The organism is Sporosarcina sp. QA0331, from assembly GCF_055808055.1.
The window spans coordinates 3671853-3696341 of the sequence record NZ_CM147850.1; the positions used below are offsets into that span (position 1 = coordinate 3671853).

24 protein-coding genes and 2 other annotated features are annotated in these 24489 nt (G+C 46.4%); all 24 genes read right to left on the reverse strand.

All coding sequences use genetic code 11. The features are described from left to right. Positions 1-28: 28 nt before the first annotated feature. Positions 29-2107 carry an elongation factor G gene (gene fusA / locus AC0L13_RS18730; RefSeq protein ID WP_473642256.1) on the reverse strand — a complete coding sequence of 693 codons (2079 nt, stop codon included), beginning with the start codon at positions 2105-2107 and terminating at the stop codon, positions 29-31. A gap of 304 nt (positions 2108-2411) precedes the next feature. After that, a complete protein-coding gene (rpsG, locus tag AC0L13_RS18735; RefSeq protein ID WP_060203405.1) occupies positions 2412-2882 on the reverse strand; it encodes a 30S ribosomal protein S7 in 471 nt (156 codons plus the stop codon). Between the two features lie 35 nt (positions 2883-2917). Further along, a complete protein-coding gene (rpsL, locus tag AC0L13_RS18740) occupies positions 2918-3340 on the reverse strand; it encodes a 30S ribosomal protein S12 (protein ID WP_473642257.1) in 423 nt (140 codons plus the stop codon). A 102-nt stretch (positions 3341-3442) separates the two neighbouring features. After that, a complete protein-coding gene (locus AC0L13_RS18745; protein ID WP_440498984.1) occupies positions 3443-3691 on the reverse strand; it encodes a ribosomal L7Ae/L30e/S12e/Gadd45 family protein in 249 nt (82 codons plus the stop codon). 126 nt (positions 3692-3817) lie between these two features. Further along, positions 3818-7411 carry a DNA-directed RNA polymerase subunit beta' gene (gene rpoC, locus AC0L13_RS18750; RefSeq protein ID WP_473642258.1) on the reverse strand — a complete coding sequence of 1198 codons (3594 nt, stop codon included), beginning with the start codon at positions 7409-7411 and terminating at the stop codon, positions 3818-3820. A gap of 111 nt (positions 7412-7522) precedes the next feature. After that, entirely contained in the window at positions 7523-11059 is a 3537-nt protein-coding gene (gene rpoB / locus AC0L13_RS18755; protein ID WP_473642259.1) for a DNA-directed RNA polymerase subunit beta, read from the reverse strand. Between the two features lie 218 nt (positions 11060-11277). Next, a complete protein-coding gene (locus AC0L13_RS18760) occupies positions 11278-11880 on the reverse strand; it encodes a class I SAM-dependent methyltransferase (RefSeq protein ID WP_473642260.1) in 603 nt (200 codons plus the stop codon). 135 nt (positions 11881-12015) lie between these two features. Next, positions 12016-12381 carry a 50S ribosomal protein L7/L12 gene (gene rplL / locus AC0L13_RS18765; protein ID WP_473642261.1) on the reverse strand — a complete coding sequence of 122 codons (366 nt, stop codon included), beginning with the start codon at positions 12379-12381 and terminating at the stop codon, positions 12016-12018. A 76-nt stretch (positions 12382-12457) separates the two neighbouring features. Next, positions 12458-12958, reverse strand: coding sequence for a 50S ribosomal protein L10 (gene rplJ / locus AC0L13_RS18770; protein WP_473642262.1), 501 nt, complete (start codon positions 12956-12958; stop codon positions 12458-12460). A 32-nt stretch (positions 12959-12990) separates the two neighbouring features. Next, positions 12991-13137 (reverse strand) — a sequence feature (ribosomal protein L10 leader region). A 46-nt stretch (positions 13138-13183) separates the two neighbouring features. Next, positions 13184-13882 carry a 50S ribosomal protein L1 gene (rplA, locus tag AC0L13_RS18775; RefSeq protein ID WP_440498978.1) on the reverse strand — a complete coding sequence of 233 codons (699 nt, stop codon included), beginning with the start codon at positions 13880-13882 and terminating at the stop codon, positions 13184-13186. A 125-nt stretch (positions 13883-14007) separates the two neighbouring features. Further along, the gene (gene rplK / locus AC0L13_RS18780; protein ID WP_191693394.1) at positions 14008-14433 is read right to left on the reverse strand and encodes a 50S ribosomal protein L11; all 426 of its coding nucleotides are present in this window, start codon (positions 14431-14433) and stop codon (positions 14008-14010) included. A gap of 171 nt (positions 14434-14604) precedes the next feature. Beyond that, positions 14605-15138: a transcription termination/antitermination protein NusG gene (gene nusG, locus AC0L13_RS18785; RefSeq protein ID WP_473647123.1), complete on the reverse strand. Its 534-nt coding sequence runs from the start codon at positions 15136-15138 to the stop codon at positions 14605-14607. Positions 15139-15338: 200 nt separating this feature from the next. Next, complete coding sequence (secE, locus tag AC0L13_RS18790) at positions 15339-15524, reverse strand: preprotein translocase subunit SecE (RefSeq protein WP_473642263.1); 186 nt, start codon at positions 15522-15524, stop codon at positions 15339-15341. A 39-nt stretch (positions 15525-15563) separates the two neighbouring features. After that, complete coding sequence (gene rpmG / locus AC0L13_RS18795) at positions 15564-15713, reverse strand: 50S ribosomal protein L33 (protein WP_473642264.1); 150 nt, start codon at positions 15711-15713, stop codon at positions 15564-15566. Between the two features lie 132 nt (positions 15714-15845). After that, positions 15846-16496, reverse strand: coding sequence for an RNA polymerase sporulation sigma factor SigH (gene sigH, locus AC0L13_RS18800; protein WP_473642265.1), 651 nt, complete (start codon positions 16494-16496; stop codon positions 15846-15848). Between the two features lie 69 nt (positions 16497-16565). Continuing rightward, positions 16566-17081, reverse strand: a complete 516-nt coding sequence (locus AC0L13_RS18805; protein WP_440498974.1) for an NYN domain-containing protein — start codon at positions 17079-17081, stop codon at positions 16566-16568. Then, positions 17078-17836, reverse strand: coding sequence for a 23S rRNA (guanosine(2251)-2'-O)-methyltransferase RlmB (gene rlmB, locus AC0L13_RS18810; protein ID WP_473642266.1), 759 nt, complete (start codon positions 17834-17836; stop codon positions 17078-17080). The genes AC0L13_RS18805 and rlmB overlap by 4 nt, the downstream gene beginning before the upstream one ends. Next, positions 17833-18264, reverse strand: a complete 432-nt coding sequence (locus AC0L13_RS18815) for a Mini-ribonuclease 3 (protein WP_473642267.1) — start codon at positions 18262-18264, stop codon at positions 17833-17835. Before AC0L13_RS18815 ends, rlmB begins: the two co-directional genes overlap by 4 nt. Further along, entirely contained in the window at positions 18261-19658 is a 1398-nt protein-coding gene (cysS, locus tag AC0L13_RS18820) for a cysteine--tRNA ligase (RefSeq protein WP_473642268.1), read from the reverse strand. The genes AC0L13_RS18815 and cysS overlap by 4 nt, the downstream gene beginning before the upstream one ends. After that, a complete protein-coding gene (gene cysE / locus AC0L13_RS18825) occupies positions 19639-20307 on the reverse strand; it encodes a serine O-acetyltransferase (RefSeq protein WP_473642269.1) in 669 nt (222 codons plus the stop codon). The genes cysS and cysE overlap by 20 nt, the downstream gene beginning before the upstream one ends. 62 nt (positions 20308-20369) lie before the next feature. Then, positions 20370-20589, reverse strand: a binding site (T-box leader). 57 nt (positions 20590-20646) lie between these two features. Further along, a complete protein-coding gene (gene gltX, locus AC0L13_RS18830; protein ID WP_473642270.1) occupies positions 20647-22110 on the reverse strand; it encodes a glutamate--tRNA ligase in 1464 nt (487 codons plus the stop codon). Between the two features lie 53 nt (positions 22111-22163). Beyond that, on the reverse strand, positions 22164-22637 hold the full coding sequence (gene ispF / locus AC0L13_RS18835; RefSeq protein WP_473642271.1) for a 2-C-methyl-D-erythritol 2,4-cyclodiphosphate synthase: 474 nt from the start codon (positions 22635-22637) through the stop codon (positions 22164-22166). After that, on the reverse strand, positions 22637-23332 hold the full coding sequence (gene ispD / locus AC0L13_RS18840) for a 2-C-methyl-D-erythritol 4-phosphate cytidylyltransferase (protein WP_473642272.1): 696 nt from the start codon (positions 23330-23332) through the stop codon (positions 22637-22639). The genes ispF and ispD overlap by 1 nt, the downstream gene beginning before the upstream one ends. Before the next feature lie 20 nt (positions 23333-23352). Continuing rightward, positions 23353-24456: a PIN/TRAM domain-containing protein gene (locus AC0L13_RS18845; RefSeq protein WP_473642273.1), complete on the reverse strand. Its 1104-nt coding sequence runs from the start codon at positions 24454-24456 to the stop codon at positions 23353-23355. Positions 24457-24489 lie beyond the last annotated feature (33 nt).

A 24489-nucleotide genomic window follows, 5' to 3' on the forward strand; every position in this document is an offset into this window, starting at 1 on the left:
CAAAGATGGAAACAAGGATGAAATTTAATTATTCACCTTTATTTTTCTTGATGACTTCTTCTGCAATTGATTTCGGAACATCTTCATAGTGATCGAATGTCATAGAGAATACTCCACGACCTTGTGTATTCGAACGAAGTGCTGTTGCATAGCCGAACATTTCTGCAAGTGGAACCATTGCACGGACAACTTGTGCGTTACCGCGAGCGTCCATACCTTCCACGCGACCACGGCGTGATGTAATATCACCCATGATGTCGCCCATATACTCTTCAGGAATGATGACTTCAACTTTCATCATCGGCTCAAGAAGAACAGGGTTACATTTTGCAGCTGCATTTTTTAGTGCCATGGAAGCAGCGATCTTGAACGCCATCTCGTTGGAGTCGACGTCATGGTAAGAACCATCGAATAGACGTGCTTTTACGTCGATCAACGGATAACCTGCAAGAACACCATTATTCAGGGAGTCACGAACACCCGCTTCAACGGATCCGATATATTCACGAGGAACAACCCCACCGACGACAGCGTTTTCGAATTCGAAACCTTTTCCTTCTTCGTTTGGCGAGAACTCGATCCAAACGTGACCGTATTGACCACGACCACCAGATTGGCGTACGAACTTACCTTCAACTTCCGCAGCGCTACGGAATGTCTCACGATAAGATACTTGTGGTGCTCCGACATTCGCTTCTACTTTAAACTCACGTCTCAAGCGGTCAACGATGATGTCGAGATGAAGCTCACCCATACCTGCGATGATAACTTCTCCTGTTTCTTGGTCAGTGTGCGCACGGAAAGTCGGGTCTTCCTCTTGAAGTTTCGCAAGAGCTGTACCCATCTTGTCCTGGTCGCCTTTTGTCTTAGGCTCGATAGCAACAGAGATAACTGGTTCTGGGAATTCCATGGACTCAAGAATGATTGGTGCTTTGTCGTCACAAAGCGTATCACCTGTTCCTGTATCTTTCAAACCGACCGCAGCTGCGATTTCGCCTGAATGTACTTCAGAAATCTCTTCACGGCTGTTTGCGTGCATTTGTAGAATACGTCCTACGCGCTCACGCTTGCCTTTTGTAGAGTTCTGTACATATGAACCTGATTGAAGGACTCCAGAATAAACACGGAAGAATGTAAGCTTACCAACATAAGGGTCTGTCATTACTTTGAACGCTAAAGCCGAGAATGGCTCTTCGTCGCTGGAATGACGCTCTTCTTCCTCTTCTGTATCCGGGTTGACACCTACCATTGGAGGGATGTCGATCGGTGATGGCAAGTAGTCAACAACTGCGTCGAGGACTAATTGAACACCTTTGTTTTTGAAAGCCGTACCACAAACAACTGGGTAGAATTCTACCGCAAGTGTTGCTTTACGGATTGCAGTTTTGATTTCGTCTACTGTCAGCTCTTCGCCGCCGAGATATTTTTCCATTAGATCTTCATCGAAGTCTACAATCGCTTCGACCAATTTCTCACGGTACTCATCAGCTTGCTCACGGTATTCTGCCGGAATATCTTCAACTGTCGTATCCGTTCCGAGGTCGTTACCGTACAAAGTAGCTTTCATTTCAACGAGGTCGATGATGCCGCTGAAATTATCTTCAGCACCGATCGGAAGTTGGATAGGAACCGCATTCGCTTGTAGACGATCATGAAGAGTGCCTACAGAGTAAAGGAAGTCCGCACCTGTTTTGTCCATCTTGTTAACGAAAACAAGACGTGGAACTTTATAGTTTGTCGCTTGGCGCCAAACTGTTTCAGTTTGTGGCTCAACGCCCGATTGAGCGTCAAGTACAGTTACTGCACCATCCAATACACGTAGTGAACGTTCAACTTCAACTGTGAAGTCTACGTGTCCTGGAGTATCGATGATGTTTACACGGTGGCCTTTCCATGCAGCTGTTGTCGCAGCAGATGTGATCGTGATTCCACGCTCTTGCTCCTGCTCCATCCAGTCCATTTGGGATGCCCCTTCGTGCGTTTCACCAATCTTATGGATCTTACCTGTGTAAAAAAGGATCCGCTCAGTTGTCGTCGTCTTACCGGCGTCGATGTGAGCCATGATACCAATGTTACGAGTATTCTCTAAGGAGAACTCTCTAGCCATTTTGTATATCTCCTTCCGTTTCGGATTAAGGTGTCAATCAATCACGCCTCGGCGTGATTGCGTCAGGATTTTTTCGAGCTTGAGGCCTACACGATATAGATGTAGGTCATGCAGGTGGTGCGACATGATGTCGCACACTTAGACTGCCATCCTTACCACCCTTGAAAATCCTTGACATCCGCCGGAGGCTTTTATCTTTGTTCAGCTGAATCTCAACACCTGCTAAGCAGTATACAAAATTGCATGCATCTCGATACCTTTAGAGGCGGCAACCTTCTGCTGAATAAAGATAAACCGTCCGATCTTACCAGCGATAGTGAGCGAATGCTTTGTTCGCTTCCGCCATCTTATGCATTTCTTCACGACGTTTCACAGATGCACCTGTGTTGTTGGAAGCATCAAGGATTTCATTCGCAAGACGCTCTTCCATTGTCTTCTCACCGCGTGAGCGAGAGTAGTTCACTAGGTAACGCAATCCAAGAGTTGTACGGCGTTCAGGACGAACTTCGACCGGAACTTGGTAGTTCGCGCCACCGACACGGCGAGCACGTACTTCAAGAACTGGCATAACGTTGTTCAATGCAGCTTCAAATACTTCTAGAGCGTCTTTACCTGAACGTTCTTTCACAAGTTCAAACGCACCATAGAGGATATTTTGAGATGTACCTTTTTTACCGTCCACCATCATTTTATTGATAAGACGAGTGACAAGCTTCGAATTGTAAATCGGATCCGGTAGTACGTCACGTTTTGCAACAGGACCTTTACGAGGCATATTGTTTTCCTCCTTTCGAAATAATCATTCCGTTATTAGTTTTTCTTTTCTTTTGGTCTTTTCGCACCGTATTGTGAACGGCTTTGCATACGGCCAGTAACTCCAGCAGTATCAAGCGCTCCACGTACGATGTGGTAACGAACACCCGGTAAGTCTTTTACACGTCCTCCGCGGATAAGAACAACGCTGTGCTCTTGAAGGTTGTGACCTTCACCAGGGATATATGCGTTCACTTCTAGAGTGTTTGTCAAACGAACACGCGCATATTTACGAAGAGCCGAGTTCGGTTTCTTCGGAGTCATTGTACCCACACGAGTACAAACACCTCTTTTTTGTGGCGAGTTGACATTTGTCATCGACTTTTTGAAGCTGTTATAGCTTTTTCCGAGTGCTGGTGCCTTGGAAGTGTCCGATTTCGATTGACGAGGTTTACGGACCAATTGGTTAATTGTAGGCATCGGATTTCCTCCTTTCACTGTGCTTTTTTGTAAGACCACACATCCAGGTGGTTCATTTTTGGGGTAAAAACAAAGTCTTTGTGTTTATTCACACAAAAACCATCATACAGTAATGGCGACGACGGACGCACCGACTTGAATGCCGCATGCCTGACCGAGTTTTTCCCTCGAATCGACATAACTTACTTGAATGCCGTGACGCGCTGCTTCTCCGACTATGGGATCAATCAGCTTTTCTTCGGCATCTCTCGCAATGACGACTTCTCTCACCACGCCAGACTTTATCGCTTTCACTGTTTGCTTTGTACCGATGATCGTCTTCTTTGCCTGCTCGACTTTTTCATAAGACATTCGTACATCCTCCAAAGTACAGACATTCAACTATCAACCTTTTGTATATTATCATCTGGAAAGAAACATGTCAACAATAAATAAAAAATGGGGAGAGGATTTTTCTCTCCCCATTTCAATTATTGTTTATTCGACAACTGCTGCTGTCGCCTCTTCATCTTGTTCCATTTGAATTTGACGATAGCGTTGCATGCCTGTTCCAGCTGGAACTAGTTTACCGATGATGACATTCTCCTTCAATCCTAGCAACTCATCCGTTTTTCCTTTGATCGCCGCATCTGTCAAGACGCGAGTCGTTTCTTGGAAAGAGGCTGCTGATAGGAAGGATTCCGTCTCAAGCGATGCTTTTGTAATACCGAGAATGACTGGACGTGATGTAGCCGGTACTCTTCCGATCTTCAACACTTCAGCATTCGCTTCGGAGAATTGGTGGATATCGAGCAGCGAGCCCGGAAGAAGATCCGTGTCGCCAGCTTCGATGACACGCACTTTGCGAAGCATTTGGCGAACCATTACTTCAACGTGCTTATCCCCGATTTCAACACCTTGCATACGGTATACTTTTTGAACTTCTTTAAGAAGGTATTCTTGTACAGTGGCTACGTCTTTAACGATGATTAATTCTTTCGGATCGATGGAACCTTCAGTAATGCTGTCTCCACGATCGATAGAATCGCCAATTTGTACTTTCAAGCGGGCGTTATATGGTGCGAGATACTTGCGCGTCTCGACTTCCCCTTGAATCGTAATTTCCTTCTGACCTTCCCGGATTTCATCAATCTCGGTGATCTCACCTTTGATTTCAGAAATGACCGCTTGCCCTTTCGGATTACGGGCTTCGAAAATCTCTTGGATACGTGGAAGACCGGATGTGATGTCATCCCCGGCAACCCCACCTGTATGGAATGTACGCATCGTAAGCTGTGTACCAGGCTCACCGATCGATTGCGCAGCAATGATACCGACTGCTTCGCCGACTTCGACTGCTTCGCCTGTCGCAAGGTTGATGCCGTAACATTTCTTACAAATACCATGTTTTGTATTACAAGTGAACGCAGAACGGATCGTAACCGATTCAATGCCAGCACTTACGATTGCATTTGCAAGGTCAGCAGTGACAAGACCATCTTTCGGAACGATCACTTCGCCCGTTTCCGGATGGCGGATCGTCTTCTTCGTATGACGGCCTTCGATACGCTCTTCCAATGTTTCGATGATTTCCGTTCCTTCGGTAAGAGCAGAGATAAGTAGACCTCTGTCCGTTCCACAATCATCCTCACGTACGATGACATCTTGCGCAACGTCTACGAGACGTCGTGTCAAGTAACCCGAGTCAGCAGTTTTCAATGCTGTATCCGCAAGACCTTTACGGGCACCGTGCGTGGAAATGAAGTACTCGAGTACGGTTAAACCTTCACGGAAGGAAGACTTGATCGGCAACTCGATGATTCGACCAGCCGGGTTGGCCATCAAGCCCCGCATTCCCGCGAGCTGCGTGAAGTTGGACGCGTTACCACGGGCACCTGAGTCACTCATCATGTAAATAGGGTTTGTATTTTCAAGAGAGTCCATCAGTTTATCCTGAATGATGTCTTTCGCATTGCTCCAGTAGGAAATGACACGGTCATAACGCTCTTCTTCCGTAATCAAACCACGGCGGAATTGCTGTGTCACTTTATCCACTTTATCTTGCGCCTCTTGCAAAATTTCATCTTTGTTCGGCAATACGACGATATCCGAGATACCGACCGTGATGCCTGCACGAGTTGAATATTTGAAACCTAGGTTTTTCATGCGGTCCAACATTCTTGAAGTCTCCGTAATATGGAACTTCTTGAAGATTTCCGCGATGATATTCCCGAGAATTTTTTTACGGAATGGAAGTACAATCTCGGCATTTTTAATATGCTCTCTAACATCGACCGTACCTTCGATGAAGTATTTATCCGGCGTTTCAATTTGCAAGTTATGATTCGTCGGCTCATTGATGTACGGGAATGTTTCCGGAAGGATCTCATTAAAGATAAGCTTTCCGACCGTTGTTAATAACAGCTTGCTGTTCTGTTCTTCTGTAAATGTCGGGTTTTTGAGCGAACCAGCTTGAATTGCGATTCTTGTATGCAGATGGACGTGGCCTGTTTGATATGCAATCAATGCCTCGTTCATATTGCTGAAGATCGCTCCCTCGCCGATGGATCCTGCTCTTTCCAACGTGAGGTAGTAGTTGCCCAATACCATATCTTGAGATGGAGTAACAACCGGTTTTCCATCTTTCGGGTTCAAAATGTTTTGCGCGGCAAGCATAAGTAGACGCGCCTCAGCTTGAGCTTCTGCCGAAAGCGGAACGTGAACAGCCATTTGGTCTCCGTCAAAGTCGGCGTTATATGCCGTACATACGAGTGGATGAAGCTGGATGGCACGGCCTTCCACCAACATCGGCTCGAATGCCTGGATACCAAGTCTATGAAGAGTAGGAGCTCGGTTTAGTAAGACCGGATGCTCTTTAATGACGTCTTCGAGGACGTCCCACACTTCGGAATGCAAACGCTCAATTTTACGTTTCGCGCTCTTAATATTATGCGCAAGTCCACGTTCGACCAATTCTTTCATAACGAAAGGCTTGAACAATTCAATAGCCATCTCTTTCGGGAGACCGCATTGATACATTTTCAAGTTTGGTCCAACAACGATTACCGAACGGCCGGAATAATCGACCCGTTTACCCAATAGGTTTTGACGGAAGCGACCTTGCTTCCCTTTCAACATATGAGAGAGGGATTTCAACGGACGATTCCCTGGTCCTGTAACCGGTCGTCCGCGTCGACCGTTATCTACTAGCGCGTCGACAGCTTCCTGCAACATACGCTTTTCATTCTGTACGATGATGCCAGGGGCACCAAGGTCAAGAAGTCGCTTCAACCGATTGTTACGGTTAATGACTCTTCGGTAAAGATCGTTCAAGTCGGATGTTGCAAAACGGCCGCCGTCCAACTGTACCATCGGGCGCAATTCTGGAGGAATGACCGGCAACACTTCAAGAACCATCCATTCTGGACGGTTTCCAGAGTTACGGAAAGACTCGACAACTTCCAAGCGTCTGATCGCACGAGTACGACGTTGACCTTGTACTGTCTTCAACTCTTCCTTTAACATTTCCGTTTCTTTATCCAAATCGATTGCCATTAGTAGCTGTTCAATTGCTTCAGCACCCATAAGCGCTTGGAATTTCGAGCCGTACTTTTCACGGTACAGTCTGAATTCCTTTTCAGAAAGCAACTGTTTCCGTTCTAGCGGTGTGTCCGCTGGATCGATAACTACGTAAGACGCGAAATAAATGATTTCTTCCAACGCACGTGGCGTCATGTCGAGAATAAGGCCCATTCTGCTTGGTATGCCTTTGAAATACCAAATGTGAGTGACCGGCGCTGCTAGCTCGATATGCCCCATACGTTCACGGCGCACTTTTTGCCTAGTTACTTCAACACCGCATCGATCACAGACGACACCTTTGTAACGGACGCGTTTATATTTACCACAATGACATTCCCAGTCTTTTGTAGGTCCGAAGATCCGTTCACAGAACAGACCGTCTTTCTCGGGCTTCAACGTACGATAGTTGATCGTTTCCGGTTTTTTCACTTCACCGTAAGACCAAGAACGAATTTTATCCGGTGAAGCAAGGCCGATTTTCATATACTCAAAATTATTTACATCTATCAAGGAGCCTACCTCCCTCTTATCTTATCTCCGCGATGGACTCTCATCATTATCGTTTAAAAATAGGGGAGCATATGACAGCTCCCCTATCCAATTGTATAAATTATTACTTCATCAGACCTCTTCAGCCATAAGATTCAATGCATCTGTCGGTTGCATATCATCGTCGTCATCGAGATCACGCATTTCGATTTCCTCGAATTCTTCCGTTAGCATCTTAACATCCAAACCAAGGCTCTGAAGTTCTTTGATCAATACTTTGAACGATTCAGGCACGCCCGGCTGAGGAACGCTTTGACCTTTGACGATTGCTTCGTATGTTTTCACACGGCCGACAACATCATCCGATTTGACAGTAAGGATTTCTTGCAACGTATAAGCGGCACCATAGGCCTCGAGTGCCCAAACTTCCATCTCCCCGAAACGCTGTCCGCCAAATTGGGCTTTCCCGCCGAGCGGCTGTTGAGTAACGAGTGAATATGGTCCAGTCGAACGAGCGTGTAGCTTGTCGTCGACCATATGCGCAAGTTTGATCAAATACATGACACCAACGGATACGCGGCTATCAAACGGTTCACCTGAACGGCCATCGTAAAGGATCGTCTTACCGTCACGGTTCATGCCGGCTTCTTCCATTGTCGTCCAGACATCTTCTTCATTCGCTCCGTCAAATACCGGCGAAGCCATATGAATGCCCAGATTCCGTGCAGCCATTCCTAAGTGCATTTCCAATACCTGTCCGATGTTCATACGGGATGGTACACCAAGTGGGTTCAACATGACATCAATCGGTGTTCCGTCTGGAAGGTATGGCATATCAGATTCAGGCAAGATACGCGAAATTACCCCTTTATTTCCGTGACGTCCAGCCATTTTATCCCCGACGGAGATTTTACGTTTTTGTACGATATACGCACGAACGAGCTGGTTGACGCCCGGTGGCAATTCGTCGCCATCTTCACGGTTGAACACTTTCACGTCAAGGACAATTCCGCCTGCACCGTGAGGAACTCGTAAAGATGTATCGCGCACTTCACGTGCTTTTTCACCGAAGATTGCATGAAGAAGTCTTTCCTCAGCTGTCAATTCAGTAACACCTTTAGGCGTCACTTTTCCGACGAGGATATCGCCATCGCGAACTTCTGCACCGACACGGATGATACCGCGGTCGTCAAGGTTGCGAAGAGCTTCTTCACCGACGTTCGGGATGTCCCTTGTAATCTCTTCAGGTCCAAGTTTCGTATCCCGAGCTTCCGACTCATATTCTTCGATATGAATTGAAGTAAAGACGTCATCCTTCACGAGACGTTCGCTCATGATGATCGCATCTTCATAGTTATAACCGTCCCACGTCATGAAGGCTGTGAGGACGTTCCGGCCCAAAGCAAGTTCCCCTTGATCCATCGAAGGACCGTCAGCAAGGATATCGCGCGGTTTCACACGGTCACCGACACTGACAATCGGACGTTGGTTATAGCAAGTCCCTTGGTTGGAGCGGATAAAGTTCTCAAGTCTGTAAATCGTCAAGTCGCCTTTGACTTCTTTGTCATCCACAGTCTCAATGCGTCGAATACGAATTTCCTTCGCTTCGACGTGCTCAACGATACCATGGTATTTGGCAAGTACTGCAGCTCCGGAGTCACGCGCTGAAACGTGTTCCATCCCAGTACCGACAAATGGAGCTTCAGGATTCAACAAAGGTACAGCTTGACGTTGCATGTTCGCTCCCATTAGGGCACGGTTGGAGTCATCGTTTTCAAGAAATGGGATACAAGCAGTCGCCGCAGATACAACTTGTTTTGGAGACACGTCCATATAGTCAATCTGCTCACGTTTGAATACTGTATTATCCCCTTGGAAACGGCCGACGACTTCTTCGTTTACGTAGGAACCATCTTCGTTGAGCGGCGCGTTCGCCTGTGCAACGACATAGTTATCCTCGATATCTGCAGTCAAGTAATCGATTTGGTGAGTGACGCGTCCAGTTTCAGGGTCAACCTTCCGATAAGGCGTTTCAATGAAACCGAACTTATTTACTCTTGCAAACGTCGACAGGGAGTTGATCAATCCGATGTTCGGACCTTCCGGCGTTTCAATCGGACACATACGTCCATAGTGGGAATAGTGGACGTCACGAACTTCCATGCCCGCACGTTCCCTAGTCAATCCACCAGGTCCGAGCGCAGACAAACGTCGCTTATGCGTCAATTCGGCAAGTGGATTCGTCTGATCCATGAATTGAGACAGCTGCGAGCTGCCAAAGAATTCTTTGATGGAAGCGATAACCGGTCTGATATTGATCAATTGTTGAGGCACGATCGATTGAGTGTCATTGATGGACATACGTTCTTTAACGACACGTTCCATACGAGATAGACCGATACGGAATTGATTTTGCAGCAACTCACCGACTGAACGTAGGCGACGGTTACCGAGATGGTCGATATCATCCGTATTTCCAACTCCATGAAGCAAGTTGAAGAAATAGCTGATGGATGCAACGATATCTGCAGGTGTCACGTGTTTCACCGACTCGTCGATGCTTGCATTCGAGATGACATTGATCACTTGCTTCTCTTCACTCTTCGGAGCATAGATCTTGATCGTTTGGATTGTAATGTCTTCTTCCAAAACTCCGCCGACATGCGACAATTCTTGGATGCCAACGCCTTTTTCAAGATGCGGCAATAGACGGTCCAATGTTCTCCGATCGATCAGTTGATCCTTCTCAAGTAAAATTTCACCTGTTTCAGGGTCTGCAAGTGTTTCTGCAACCGTTTGATTGAATAGACGGTTTTGCAGATGAAGCTTTTTATTCATTTTATAACGGCCGACATTCGCCAAATCATATCTTTTCGGGTCGAAGAAGCGGGAATATAGCAGGCTTCTCGCGCTATCCAATGTCGGTGGTTCGCCAGGACGAAGACGCTCATAGATTTCAAGCAATGCCTTTTCCGACGTTTCCGTGTTATCTTTTTCAAGCGTATTGCGCAAGTATTCGTTATCACCGATCAAATCGATGATCTCTTGATCCGTCGAGAACCCAAGTGCACGAAGAAGAACTGTAATCGGCAATTTACGGGTACGATCGATCCGGACATGGACAACATCTTTCGCATCGGTTTCATACTCGAGCCATGCACCACGGTTCGGAATGACAGTCGCCGCAAAACCGCGCTTCCCATTCTTGTCCGTTTTATCATTGAAGTAGACGCTTGGGGACCGAACGAGCTGTGATACGATAACCCGTTCCGCACCGTTAATAATGAATGTTCCGTTCTCAGTCATAAGTGGGAAGTCACCCATGAAAACGTCCTGTTCCTTCACTTCTTCTGTTTCCTTGTTATGCAAGCGCACTTTTACGCGGAGCGGTGCTGCATACGTAACATCACGCTCTTTTGATTCATCAACAGGGTATTTCGGTTCACCAAGTTGATAATCAATGAATTCCAACGAAAGATTACCTGTGAAATCCTGGATCGGAGAAATATCGCGGAACATTTCCCGCAATCCTTCTTCCAAGAACCACTCGTAAGATGCCGTCTGGATTTCAATCAAATTCGGCAGCTCGAGAACTTCATTGATCCGCGCGAAACTTCTGCGCTGACGGTGTTGACCATACTGAACTAAATGACCTGTCAACTCTTTCACCCCTCAAAACAATATTAGTCCTTTGCGAAATCATAAAAATAGTGTATGATATCGAAAAAACAAAAAGAAAACGAGTTCTGGCAAGAGCTCATTTTCGGTTTAACAATCTTTTATCCATTGCCAGTATGCCTTAGATTTCCAAAACTTATGCAAAAGGGCACACGACCGCATTATATTATTTATGCATTTTACAATACTAGCACAACGAAACTCTCAGGTCAAGACTTTTTGGCTCTGAGTATGAAATATCCTTTTTTCTTTTCCATGGTTTCCACATTTCCGAAAACCTCCGTCAAATGCGCCATCGTGGAAGGAGCACCTTGCTTCTTCTGAATGACAACCCACAGCTCTCCACCGAAAGCCAATTTGGAAAAAGCACCGTCATAGATTTTGAATACCGTCTCTTTTCCTGCCCGGATTGGCGGGTTCGTCAATATTGCGGCGAATCCATCCGCCTCTACAGCCGACAACGCATCGCTCGGATAAACAGACACATTTCGAATGCCGTTCAGTTCAGCATTTTCATTTGCAAGAGCCATCGCTCTTTCGTTGACATCGACCATTTGAATGTTCCGATCCGGAAAAGATGCGGCGATCGATAATCCGATAGGTCCATATCCACAGCCGACATCTAGCACATCACCTGCAACAGTAGGCATTGTGAAAGTTTCCGCTAACAGGCGCGAACCAAAATCCACTTCCCCTTTGCTGAATACACCCGCGTCTGTTTTGAAACGCAGACGGTTGTTGCGCAATGTCGCTTGCCATTCCTTCGGATCACTTTTTACTGCTGGATTTTTAGAGTAGTAATGTTCGGACATACTGATCCTCCTTCCTTCCGAAAGGTTACCCATTTATTTTTCTTTTTAAATACAAGATCAAAAGTTGTCGTTTAGATAAAAAAACGAAGAAAAGCCCGTCCAAATTCGACGAGCCTTCCTTCATTTATCAAGAAATTACTTAACTTCTACGCCAGCGCCAACTTCTTCAAGTTTAGCTTTCATTTCTTCAGCTTCTTCTTTAGAAACGCCTTCTTTGATCGCTTTAGGAGCGTTATCAACTACTTCTTTCGCTTCTTTCAAGCCTAGGCCAGTAAGTTCGCGAACGACTTTGATAACTTTAATTTTTTGGTCTCCTGCAGATGCAAGAACTACGTCGAATTCAGTTTGCTCAGCAGCTGCTTCACCAGCACCTGCTCCGCCCATCATTGCTACTGGAGCTGCAGCAGTTACGCCGAATTCTTCTTCGATAGCTTTTACAAGGTCGTTCAATTCAAGAACTGTCATTTCTTTAATCGCGTCAAGGATTTGTTCTTTAGTCATTATGTTTTCCTCCTAAATAGGTTTTAGTTTGTCGGGAATTATCCCGCAGATTTTTGTTCAGGCCGCTTGAGTAAACTTAAGCGCCTTGTTCCTCTTTTTGCTCTGCAACAGCTTTTGTTGCAAGCGCGAAGTTGCGCATTGGAGCTTGTAGAACACTGAGTAGCATGGAAAGAAGTCCTTCGCGGGATGGAAGTTCCGCCAATGCTTTGATATCTTCAACAGAAGCGATATTCCCTTCGATCACGCCTGCTTTGATTTCAAGCTTGTCGTTCTTCTTAGCGAAGTCGTTAAGGATTTTAGCAGGAGCAACAACATCTTCAGTAGAGAACGCGATTGCGTTCGGACCTACCAAATGCTCATTCAACCCTTCAAGTCCAGCTGTTTCAGCAGCACGGCGAGACATTGAGTTTTTATAAACTTTGAAGTCGATGCCTGCTTCACGAAGCTGTTTACGAAGTTCCGTAACTTGGCTCACGTTAAGACCACGATAGTCGACTACGACAACGGAAACCGCTGATTGCAATTTTCCTGAGATCTCTTCAACTACCGCTTGTTTAGCTTCTAATACTTTGCTCATCTTGACACCTCCTGTAAGAATTCGGGTCATTCATACCGATATGAAAAGCCCTCGCAATCCACAAAGTAGACCACGAGGGCAGAAAAGTCGTCATCTTTAACATAAAGAGCGTCTTGTCCTCGGCAGGATGATTAAGCTGTAATAGCCCCTGCTGTCTACGGTACAAATGATTTAGTTTACAACAAACGAAATCTTACTATAAGATTTCAAGCTTGTCAATGTTTTTTATTTAATAACTACAGACGATGGATCAATTTTGACCGCAGGACCCATTGTAGTCGTGACGTTCACTGACTTCATGTAAGTTCCTTTTGCTGCAGCTGGTTTAGCTTTTTGGATCGTTTCAAAAACAGTTTTGAAGTTTTCTTCAAGCTTTTCGTTGTCGAAAGAAGCTTTTCCGATTGGAGCGTGGATAATACCAGCTTTGTCCGCACGGTATTCAACTTTACCTGCTTTGATTTCTGCAACAGCTTTAGCAACATCAAATGTTACTGTGCCTGTTTTAGGGTTCGGCATTAAGCCTTTTGGTCCCAATACGCGACCGATTTTACCAACTTCGCCCATCATATCCGGAGTTGCAACGATAACGTCGAAATCGAACCAGCCTTGTTGGATTTTAGTGATGTACTCTGCATCGCCTGCAAAGTCTGCACCTGCAGCTTCCGCTTCTTTCAATTTTTCGCCTTTAGCGAAAACGAGAACGCGTTGAGTTTTACCAGTTCCGTTTGGAAGCACAACAGCTCCACGGATTTGCTGGTCGTTTTTACGAGTGTCGATTCCTAGACGGAATGCGACCTCAACAGTTGCATCGAAGTTGACTGTGCTTGTTTTCTTAGCAAGCTCAATCGCTTCTTTCAAGTCATACACTTGCGTGCGATCTACAAGCTTCGCCGCTTCAGTGAACTTTTTACCTCTTTTAGCCATTAAAATTTCCTCCTCGTTTGTGGTTTTAACGGATTGAACCTCCCACGAATAAGGGTTGCGTGCTCCAAGGAACAGGAACAAGCGCAACCCCCACTACAAAGAACCGCCTTTGGTTATAATCGCGATCAGTCTTCGATCGTGATTCCCATACTGCGCGCAGTACCTTCAACCATTGCCATCGCCGCTTCAACCGATGCTGCGTTTAGGTCCTCCATTTTTTGTTCTGCAATTTCGCGAACTTTATCACGTTTCACAGTAGCTACCTTCTTTTTGTTCGGTTCGCCTGAACCTTTTTGAAGATTAGCTGCAACTTTCAGCAATACTGCTGCTGGTGGAGTTTTTGTAATGAATGTGAATGAACGGTCCTCAAATACAGTTATTTCAACAGGAATGATTAAGCCTGCTTGATCTGCTGTACGTGCGTTGAAATCTTTACAGAATCCCATGATGTTAACACCTGCTTGACCTAGTGCTGGTCCAACCGGTGGAGCTGGGTTAGCTTTACCTGCTGGGATTTGCAATTTCACGATTTTGGTTACTTTTTTAGCCACGAGACACACCTCCTTAAGTCCGTGATGTGGTAATTGGGTTGCCCCTCCCACTCAATATGTGCCTGCCGGTTTCATCCGGTAGAATTTGGTTAATCCGTCCAGACTGTTCTGTTTACAGTCTGACCTTTGAAATGATACCACTATTATGCTGTTCTTGCAAGTAGTAATCTCTTATATTTTTTCAACTTGTCCAAAGTCAAGTTCCATAATCGTTTCTCTACCAAACATATCGACGGAAACGCGAACTTTTCCTTTGTCCTGATCGATTTCTTCCACTTTCCCTTGGAAATGAGCAAAAGGCCCTTCCAGCACTTCGATCACTTCGCCAACTTCAAAGTCAGCTTCAGATTTCCGTTCTTTGACGCCCATCTGTTTGAGGATGAAATCGACTTCTTCCGGCAAGAGCGGTGTCGGTTTCGCACCTCCGCCTGAGGATCCGATAAACCCTGTGACGCCAGGCGTGTTACGGACGACATACCAAGAGTCGTCTGTCATGATCAGTTCCACAAGGACGTATCCAGGGAATGTTTTTTTCATGACTGTCCGTTTTTTGCCGTCTTTGAAGTCCGTTTCTTGCTCTTCCGGGATGACGACGCGGAATATTTTATCTTGCATTCCCATCGTCTCGACACGTTTTTCCAGGTTGGCTTTTACCTTGTTTTCATAACCTGAATATGTGTGGACGACGTACCAATTTTTCTCCATTTCCATAATGACGTAGGACTGTGTGTCCGTCCCTCCTTTTTTCAAATAGCTGTTGATTTCAGCGCTCACAACTCATTAAAAGTCTCACTAATAAATTCCCCGTATATAAGCCGATTACACTTTATATTTCCGAAAAATGAAAAAACCCGTTCATGTAACAAGACGGGATATTTTTCAACAAGGATATTCATGCTGTCTTATTATAACGCAAGATACCATTCCATTACTTCTGAAATGCCCAAATCGACAAGACCAAAATAAACTGCCATGAAAACGACCGTACTAATGACAACGATCGTATAGCGTGTTAATTCTTTTCGCTTCGGCCAGCTGACCTTCCGCATTTCAGAGACGACATCTTTAAAAAAACCGGTTACCTTACCCATTCAATCGTAGACCTCCGAATACTAAGTATATTGCTGCAACTAGATTGTTTGTTTATGTTCTGTATGTGTATTACATTGATTGCAAAACTTCTTAACTGTGAACCGGACCGTTGGCTGTTTATTCCCCGCGGGGATGACATAGTTTCTTGACCCACAGCGATCACAGCATAAAATCAGTTTTTTAGACATTTTTTCACCTTGGAATTCCGTCGTGCAACTATTGTCGATAGTCTAATTACATCGTCATTGTCTTGCTAAAGAGTAACACCTAATATTCATGATGTCAACACGATGGAAATTGTTTGGCAACCTTCACGCACCTCAATGAACAACATCCAGTTGCATATGTCGTTCGAGTTTCCGTTTGATGCGTTGGAGCGCATTATCTACGGATTTGACTTGCCGATTCAATTCATCTGATATCTCTTGATAAGACTGCCCTTCCAAATAGAGTGATAGCACTTGCTTTTCCAGCCCGCTAAGCACTTTATTGATTTCCCCTTCCATATGGATGAAATCTTCTTTGTGGATTATCAGATCTTCAGGATCATCGAGAACGGAGCCTGAAATGACATCCAGTAAAGTGCGATCGGATTCCTCGTCGAACACAGGCTTGTCCAAAGATACCGACGTATTCAGCGGAATGTGTTTTTGTCTCGTTGCCGTCTTGATAGCTGTAATGATTTGCCTTGTGATGCATAATTCCGCAAATCCCCGGAACGAAGCAAGACGATCCATCCTGAAGTCACGGATTGCTTTATAGAGGCCGATCATTCCTTCCTGAATGATATCTTCCCGATCGCCGCCCATCATGAAATATGAGCGCGCTTTCATTTTTACGAAAGTTTGATATTTGGTAATAAGGAAATCAAGCGCGTCCGTGCTGCCCTCATGGATACGAACTAAAAGCTCTTCATCGGATAGCCCGGTGAAATCAGTAATACCCCCTTGAACGTATACATTTCCCGCCAATCACCACACCCCGATTCGTTATTGCCATTTCAATCAGTATACCGTATGGAAAATTTTTGCGTCAACCGTTCATTTCATTCCTCGACGCCATTTTTCAAATATTTCTGCCACCTCGTCAGACAATTGAATCTTCGAAAACGGTCGTTCCTCTTGGATTTCTTTCACTTTTTTCGTAATCAGTTTATCAATTTCATCCATTTCAATTTCTAGCTCGCGAGCCGATTTCCGAAGTGCGCCTTGTGCAAAAATGACCCATTGCTCCGTTAAATCAGATGTGGCAACGTGAATTTGGACTTTGCGCCCACTTAATTCGGACACCATTTTTTCGATTCGCTCATCAGCGGTTTCATTTTCACGGGTGAAAACGACTTCGACTTTATGTTTCCAATCCTTCTTTTCGATTCCCCGCATCAAGTGCGCATCGAACAGAACGATGACACGCCAGCCCGTATGCGCCTTGTATTCCGCCATTCGTTCGATGAGCCGGTCGCGGGCTTGAGCGAGACTTTCTTGCTTCAACTTTCTCAGTTCCGGCCATGCCCCGATGATGTTGTATCCATCGACGAGCAATATGTCTTTTTTCATGACCCAGATGTTTGGGGCTTGCGTTTACGTAACACTTCATACATGAGCAAAGACGCGGCGACGGAGGCGTTCAACGATGTCACGTGCCCGATCATCGGCAAATGATAAAGGAAGTCGCATTTCTCCTTCAAAATGCGGGACATTCCTTTTCCTTCGCTTCCAATGATGATAGCGAGAGGCAATGTTGCGTCCATCGAACGGTAGTCTTGCGAGCCTCGCGCGTCCGTTCCCGCGATCCAGACACCCGCTTTCTTCAATTCTTCCACCGTTTGCGAAAGATTGTTCACGCGGACGACAGGTATGTGCTCGATAGCACCCGTCGATGCTTTCGCGACGACTCCCGTCAAACCGACCGAACGCCTCTTTGGAATGATGATGCCATGTACGCCTGTCGCATCCGCCGTTCTTAAGATAGACCCAAGATTATGCGGGTCTTCCAATTCATCAAGGATGAGGAAGAACGGATCTTCGCCTCGGTTTTTCGCGAGTGCGAACAAATCATCCAACTCCGCGTAGGAATAGGCGGCTACAGAGGCGATAATGCCTTGGTGGTTTACGTCAAGCATGCCATCCAGCTTCTGCTTCGGCACAGCTTGGACAATGACGCCTGATTTTTTCGCCAGCGACAAGATCTCTCCGATGCTTTTTTTATTCAATCCTTCGGCAATCCAGATCTTATTCAGTTCCCTGCCGGAACGGAGTGCTTCCACGACCGGGTTTTTACCGCCGATCAATTCCGATTCCTGATTTGTCATGATGCGCCCTCCTCTTTCGAATTTTCAATGAACCGCATTGTCTTACTGATGATTTCTTCCAGCCGTTCATTTCTGCCAAGCAAATATAAATAGCCAAGGACAGCTTCGAATCCCGAACTATAATTATACGTAACGACATCAGTATTCTTCGGAACCGAACCGGATTTCGCATTCCGCCCGCGCCGCAGGACGGCTTCCTCCTCATCGGTCAGGAAAGCCGTCTCCTGCATTATCTTGACAGCGGACGCCTGGGCTTTGGCGGATACATAGCGGGTAGCCTCCTTATGGAGTATGTTCGGCTTCACGCGGCCCGAGCGCAGCAAATGCTCACGGACCGCCTGCTCGTAAACCGCATCCCCCATATAGGCAAGCGCCAATGCGTTCAGTTGCTTTACGTCGACGTCACGCAATGTATATACGTCGCTCATCCTCTCTTCCACCGCGTTCCTTGAGCGGTATCCTCCAGGATGATCCCTTTTTCCTTCAGAAGATCCCTAATCTCGTCTGCACGGCTGAAATTCCGTTCACGGCGGGCATTCAATCGCTCCTCAATCAACCCGTCAATTTCATCATCCAATAGCTCTTCCTCGCTGAATGGCAAGCCAAGCACTTCCATCATTCGGTCAAACGTGGAAATGAAATAAGTAAGTACGGCTGTTTGAGTGTTTTTCTCCAACAAATAAACGTTGGCCGTTTTCACAAGTTCAAAGATGGCAGCAATGGCGTTCGCAGTGTTGAAATCATCATCCATCGCAACTTCAAACTGACGGACGATCTCATCCACTTTATGCGTCCATATATCTTGTTGGTCGCCCAAATCGGCGGACGTGCTTAAACGGTGCTTCAAATTGTTATACGCAGTTTGAATGCGATCCAATCCATTCGACGCGCTTTCGACAAGCTCCTGAGAGAAGTTCACCGGATGACGATAATGGACGGATAGCATGAAGAAACGGAGCACTCTCGGATCGATCTGCTTACGGATGTCATGAACAAGGATGAAATTCCCGAGTGATTTTGACATCTTTTCATTATCGATATTAATATAGCCGTTATGCATCCAGTATCGAGCAAACTGCTTTCCAGTCATCGCCTCGGACTGCGCGATTTCGTTCTCATGATGCGGGAATGTCAAATCTTGCCCACCCGCATGGATATCGATCGTATCGCCTAAATGCTCTCTCGCCATGACAGAGCACTCGATATGCCAACCAGGCCGGCCAGGACCCCACGGACTTTCCCAAGCAATCTCCCCTTCCTTCGCTGCTTTCCAAAGAGCGAAGTCGAGCGCATTCTCTTTAATGCCGCTATCTTCTATACGAGCCCCCACTTTCAGCTCATCGATTGACTGGTGTGACAGTTTGCCGTAGCCGTCGAACTTGCGCGTTCTGTAATAGACATCCCCTTGCGCTTCATAAGCGAACCCTTTATCTACGAGTACTTGGATAAAAGCGATAATGTCGTCGATATGCTCCGTAACACGTGGATGGGCATCCGCTTTGCCGCAGCCGAGAGCTCCAACATCCTCGAAATAAGCGTTAATGAAACGGTCAGTCAATTCTCCGACCTCTTCACCTAGTTCATTCGCCGTCTTAATGATTTTGTCATCGACATCTGTGAAGTTGGACACGTAATTGACGTCATAGCCTCGATATTCCAAATACCGGCGAACTGTGTCAAAAACGATGACCGGTCTCGCGTTGCCGATATGAATGTAGTTGTAGACTGTCGGTCCGCACACATACATTTTCACTTTCCCTTCCTCCAGCGGAATGAAAGGCTCCTTCTTCCGTGTCAACGTATTATAAATTTGAATACTCATCGGTTTTCCCTTCCTTCTTCTCAAGTTCTTCAATCCGTCTTTTTAGAAATGCAATTTCCTCTTCTAGGCGGTTGCACGTGTCCGCGACTGGGTCTGGCAAATTCCGATGGTCGTGTTTATCCTTCACCCGTACGCCGTTCGTCACGACGACTTTGCCCGGAATACCGACGACAGTTGAATCGTCAGGCACATCAATCAAAACGACCGAACCCGCCCCGATCTTGCTATTTTCGCCGATTGTAATGGAACCGAGTACTTTCGCTCCTGAAGCGACAAGTACATTATTGCCAAGAGTCGGGTGGCGTTTACCTTTTTCTTTGCCCGTTCCTCCCAACGTTACACCTTGGTACAGTGTTACATCATCGCCGATTTCGCACGTCTCGCCAATGACGATCCCCATGCCGTGGTCAATAAATAGGCGCCTGCCGATCGTCGCACCCGGATGGATTTCGATGCCTGTGAAAAAGCGGCTGATCTGTGACACAGACCGCGCAAGAAACAGCAAGTTCTTTTTATATAACGCATGCGCTATCCGATGCGCCCACACCGCGTGGAGGCCGGAATACGTAAGCACCACCTCGAACGTGCTACGCGCTGCAGGATCTTGTTCAAATATGCAACGGATATCTTCCTTCATCCTACGAAACACTGTTTTCGACCTCCCACTCTTAGTTTCCATATCAATACAAAAAGCGCCCCTGTCCGTAATTAGACAGAGACGCATTGAATGCGCGGTTCCACTCCGCTTGAAAGGAGATTGACCCCTTCCCGCTTGACGCCTGTAACGCTGGCGATGCGTCCGGCCTACTAATCGTTCGGCACGGCGCTCAAAGGGGCATTTCCACATTGCAGAGGCACGGATCACTTTCAGCCGGTGATGATCCTCTCTGAAGAGCATGCGATGTGTACTTCTCCTTATCAAAGCTTTCGTTTTTTAATGAATGTACGTCAATTGTACATCGATAATGCCTAAAGTCAACTAATCAAATTACGCCTCGGCGAATTTTGAAACTCGTTCAATCGTCTTTTCCTTACCGATCAATGCAATGGAGTCCGGCAATTCAGGACCGTGCGTCTGTCCAGTTGTGACGACGCGGATCGGCATGAATAGATTCTTCCCTTTATGGCCCGTTTCCTTTTGCACTTCTTTGATCGCCGCTTTGATTGATGCAGGATCGAATGACTCAAGCTCAGTCAACTGACGTTGGAAGGATGCCATTACTTCCGGCACCTGCTCCCCCGAAAGAACTTCTTGGGATTGTTCATCATATTCAATATGGTCGTTGAAGAATTGGGCAGTCAATTCGACAATTTCTGCACCATAGCTTAACTGAGCCTGATACAGGGCGATTAAGTCATGCACCCAATTGCGTTCCTCTTCTGTCATCTGTTCGCTCACACGCCCAGCAGCCTGAAGATGCGGCAACGTCAATTCGATCACTTCGTCCAAGCTGAGCTTCTTAACGTATTGGTTGTTCATCCACGTCAGCTTCGTTTTATCAAACATAGAAGGTGATTTGGATAGGCGGCTTTCGTCGAATAGCTTAATCAATTCATCATGCGTGAAGATTTCTTCTTCCCCGCCTGGAGACCAGCCGAGCAATGCAAAGAAGTTGAACATCGCTTCCGGCAAATAGCCGAGATCCTTGTATTGGGAAATGAACTGAATAATTGATTCATCCCGCTTCGAAAGCTTCTTCCGCTCTTCATTGACGATTAACGTCATATGTCCGTAACGTGGGGATTCCCAGCCGAACACATCGTACACCATCAATTGTTTCGGTGTATTCGTCAAATGCTCCTCGCCGCGGAATACGTGGGAGATTTTCATCAAGTGATCATCGATGACAACCGCAAAGTTGTAAGTCGGGATGCCATTCGCTTTCACAAGCACCCAGTCCCCAACATCCTTCGATTCGAATGCCACTTCGCCGCGGACAAGGTCATCCACTTTATAAGTGACTTGTTCAGGCACTCGCATGCGAATCGTATAAGACATGCCAGCAGCTTCCTTTTCAGCAACTTCTTCAGCAGTCAGGTGACGGCAAGTCCCCGCGTACATTGGTGCAGCAATGCCGGAAGCCTTTTGTTTTTCACGCTCGGCCTCCAACTCTTCCGTCGTACAGAAACATTTGTAAGCATGCCCTCCATCGAGCATGTCTTGCGCATATTTCGTATACAAGTCTAGACGTTCCATTTGACGATAAGGACCATAGTCTCCGCCAACGTCGACGGACTCATCATGATGGATCCCTAACCATTTTAAGTTATCAAGCTGGGACAGTTCGCCTGCTTCAATATTACGTTCCGTGTCAGTATCTTCGATGCGGATAATAAATTTGCCGCCATGATGGCGTGCAAATAGGTAATTGAATAATGCTGTGCGAGCTCCGCCGATATGTAAATGGCCGGTCGGGCTTGGCGCATAACGTACACGTACTTCTGTTGTCATTTGAGTGCATCTCCGTTCGTTGTTATTCCTGTGTTATTTTAACACTGCCGCCTTTATTTTAAAAGGAGAATTGTCGCCATTGAGGCGATACCCTCTTCCCTTCCTACGAAGCCCAGTTTTTCAGTTGTTGTCGCTTTTACATTCACTTGGGACACGTCTGCGTTCAGCAATTCCGCAATTCGAGCACGGATCGTTTCGATATGCGGCGCCATTTTCGGCTTTTGTGCCATAATCGTGCAATCGACATTGCCCAACCGGTAACCTTTCGATTCTACGATCTCCCACACTTTTTGAAGAAGGACTGCAGAATCCGCATCCTTGAATGCCTCATCCGTGTCAGGGAAATGCCTGCCGATATCCCCTTCTCCGATGGCGCCTAGTGCAGCGTCAGTCACTGTATGCAACAAGACATCCGCATCGGAATGCCCCGTCAACCCTCTCTCATGCGGAATCGTAATGCCGCCGATGATTAATGGCCGCCCTTCCTCAAACTGATGTACATCAAAACCTTGTCCTATGCGAATCATCAGAAATCCTCCTGCCTTCTCTGCTTCAAGAGGACCTCTCCAAATAGGAGGTCCTCCTTCGTCGTCATTTTAACATTGTCATACGTACTTTCTACAACTCTCACCGGGTGTCCTAGACGCTCGACGATCATCGATTCATCCGTTCCGAGGAATCCCTCGGCTTCCGCTTTTTCGGACGCCTCTTTTAGCAGCTCGTAGCGGAACGCTTGCGGAGTCTGGATCGCCCAAATTCTCGACCGATCCACCGTCTCCTCGACAACGCCGCCCGGTGCATATTTCATCGTATCCTTCACTTGAACGCCCGCAATTGCAGCGCCATGCTCTTGTGCAACTTCAACGAGCTCATGTATGACTTCTTGTTTGATGAAAGGTCTTGCCGCATCATGTACAAGAACTATTCCTCCCGATTGATGCGTACGTATGCAAGCCGCTACGCTTTGCTGCCTCTCTGTTCCGCCTTCGACGAGCGCAGTCACTTTCGTAATACCAAACCGTTCCAGCATTTCTTCAATTTGCGGCTTTTCCTCGCCCTTCACGGAAAGGATCATTCCCGAGCAGGCCGGATCCTGTTCGAACACATCCAATGTATGGATGAGAATGGGCTTGCTTGCCATCTCTAAAAACAGCTTGTTGAATCCCGCTCCCATCCGCCGACCGCTTCCCGCCGCAGGGAGCATTACTGTATATGTCTCCATCGTTGTTCCTCAGCTTTCTTCTAATACGCCTTTGCCGTTTTACCGTTCTTCGGCTTAGCGAAGATCATCCGTCCTGCAGAAGTCTGCAATACGCTCGTGACGATGACATCGATTGCATTGCCTATATGCATTCTACCATCTTCTATGACGATCATCGTACCATCATCCAAATAGGCGACGCCTTGGTTATGCTCCTTGCCATCCTTGATGACGGCGACATGCATTTCCTCGCCCGGTATGACGACTGGCTTCACCGCATTTGCTAGATCATTAATGTTTAATACAGCTACACCATGCAGATCCGCCACTTTATTCAAATTAAAATCATTCGTAACAACCTGGCCATTCATGCTTTTTGCAAGACGGACAAGTTTCAGATCAACTTCCGCAACGTCTGCGAAATCTTCATCTGTAATGAAAATATTCGGCCCGTCATCCGTCTGCAGCCGCTTCAGCACATCGAGTCCCCGCCGTCCTTTTGTACGCTTCAATGAATCGGACGAATCCGCAATATGCTGGAGTTCCGTCAAGACGAATTGAGGGACGACAAGCAGCCCTTCCAGAAATCCTGTCGACGCTATGTCTGCAATCCTTCCGTCGATAATTACGCTTGTATCCAAAATCTTGTGGAGCTTAGCATCCGGCTGGCTTACAGCCTCCACGCTTTCTCTTTTTTTCGGGTTGCTGTTCCTCGCCGCAAAAATGGCGTTTGAAAACTCTTCTCGTTTCTTAAAACCGACTTGGAAACCGAGATATCCAAGAAGTATCGAAAGAAGCACAGGCAGAATGGACGTGATAATTGGAATCTCCACACTGCTCAGCCCAAAACTGACGAGAAAAGCAACACTCAATCCGACCATCAGGCCGATTGTTCCGAACAACAAATCGAAAATCGGAGCCTTCAATAGACGGTCTTCCATCCACTTAATGAAATTCACGATCGGGTCTGCAATGAAAAGACTTAGCAAATATAACACGATCGCTCCTAGGACAGCAGCTACGTAAGGATTATCAATCATCGGCTTTGAAGTAAAAGAAGATAATGTGAATAAATACGGTAAAAATAATACGCCGAGTGTTCCTCCGATCAGCAAAAGTCCTATCTGAACCACTCTTTTCAACATGTACAACACCTCCATTTCATTACTAACAACTAT

Bases quoted from the DNA above. Each gene is read 5' to 3' on its own strand.
- rlmB (WP_473642266.1), bottom strand. From the start codon at position 17,836: ATGACAAATCAGGAATCGGAATTGATCGGCGGTAAAAACCCGGTCGTG.
- ispD (WP_473642272.1), bottom strand. From the start codon at position 23,332: ATGGAGACATATACAGTAATGCTCCCTGCGGCGGGAAGCGGTCGGCGG.
- ispF (WP_473642271.1), bottom strand. From the start codon at position 22,637: ATGATTCGCATAGGACAAGGTTTTGATGTACATCAGTTTGAGGAAGGG.
- rpsL (WP_473642257.1), bottom strand. From the start codon at position 3,340: ATGCCTACAATTAACCAATTGGTCCGTAAACCTCGTCAATCGAAATCG.
- nusG (WP_473647123.1), bottom strand. From the start codon at position 15,138: ATGGAGAAAAATTGGTACGTCGTCCACACATATTCAGGTTATGAAAAC.
- AC0L13_RS18815 (WP_473642267.1), bottom strand. From the start codon at position 18,264: ATGAGCGACGTATATACATTGCGTGACGTCGACGTAAAGCAACTGAAC.
- rpsG (WP_060203405.1), bottom strand. From the start codon at position 2,882: ATGCCTCGTAAAGGTCCTGTTGCAAAACGTGACGTACTACCGGATCCG.
- rplA (WP_440498978.1), bottom strand. From the start codon at position 13,882: ATGGCTAAAAGAGGTAAAAAGTTCACTGAAGCGGCGAAGCTTGTAGAT.
- cysS (WP_473642268.1), bottom strand. From the start codon at position 19,658: ATGAGTATTCAAATTTATAATACGTTGACACGGAAGAAGGAGCCTTTC.
- rplJ (WP_473642262.1), bottom strand. From the start codon at position 12,958: ATGAGCAAAGTATTAGAAGCTAAACAAGCGGTAGTTGAAGAGATCTCA.
- AC0L13_RS18805 (WP_440498974.1), bottom strand. From the start codon at position 17,081: ATGAAAAAAGACATATTGCTCGTCGATGGATACAACATCATCGGGGCA.
- AC0L13_RS18845 (WP_473642273.1), bottom strand. From the start codon at position 24,456: ATGTTGAAAAGAGTGGTTCAGATAGGACTTTTGCTGATCGGAGGAACA.
- AC0L13_RS18745 (WP_440498984.1), bottom strand. From the start codon at position 3,691: ATGTCTTATGAAAAAGTCGAGCAGGCAAAGAAGACGATCATCGGTACA.
- rplL (WP_473642261.1), bottom strand. From the start codon at position 12,381: ATGACTAAAGAACAAATCCTTGACGCGATTAAAGAAATGACAGTTCTT.
- rpmG (WP_473642264.1), bottom strand. From the start codon at position 15,713: ATGTCTAAAAAACTGATTTTATGCTGTGATCGCTGTGGGTCAAGAAAC.
- gltX (WP_473642270.1), bottom strand. From the start codon at position 22,110: ATGACAACAGAAGTACGTGTACGTTATGCGCCAAGCCCGACCGGCCAT.
- secE (WP_473642263.1), bottom strand. From the start codon at position 15,524: ATGGGTAAGGTAACCGGTTTTTTTAAAGATGTCGTCTCTGAAATGCGG.
- fusA (WP_473642256.1), bottom strand. From the start codon at position 2,107: ATGGCTAGAGAGTTCTCCTTAGAGAATACTCGTAACATTGGTATCATG.
- AC0L13_RS18760 (WP_473642260.1), bottom strand. From the start codon at position 11,880: ATGTCCGAACATTACTACTCTAAAAATCCAGCAGTAAAAAGTGATCCG.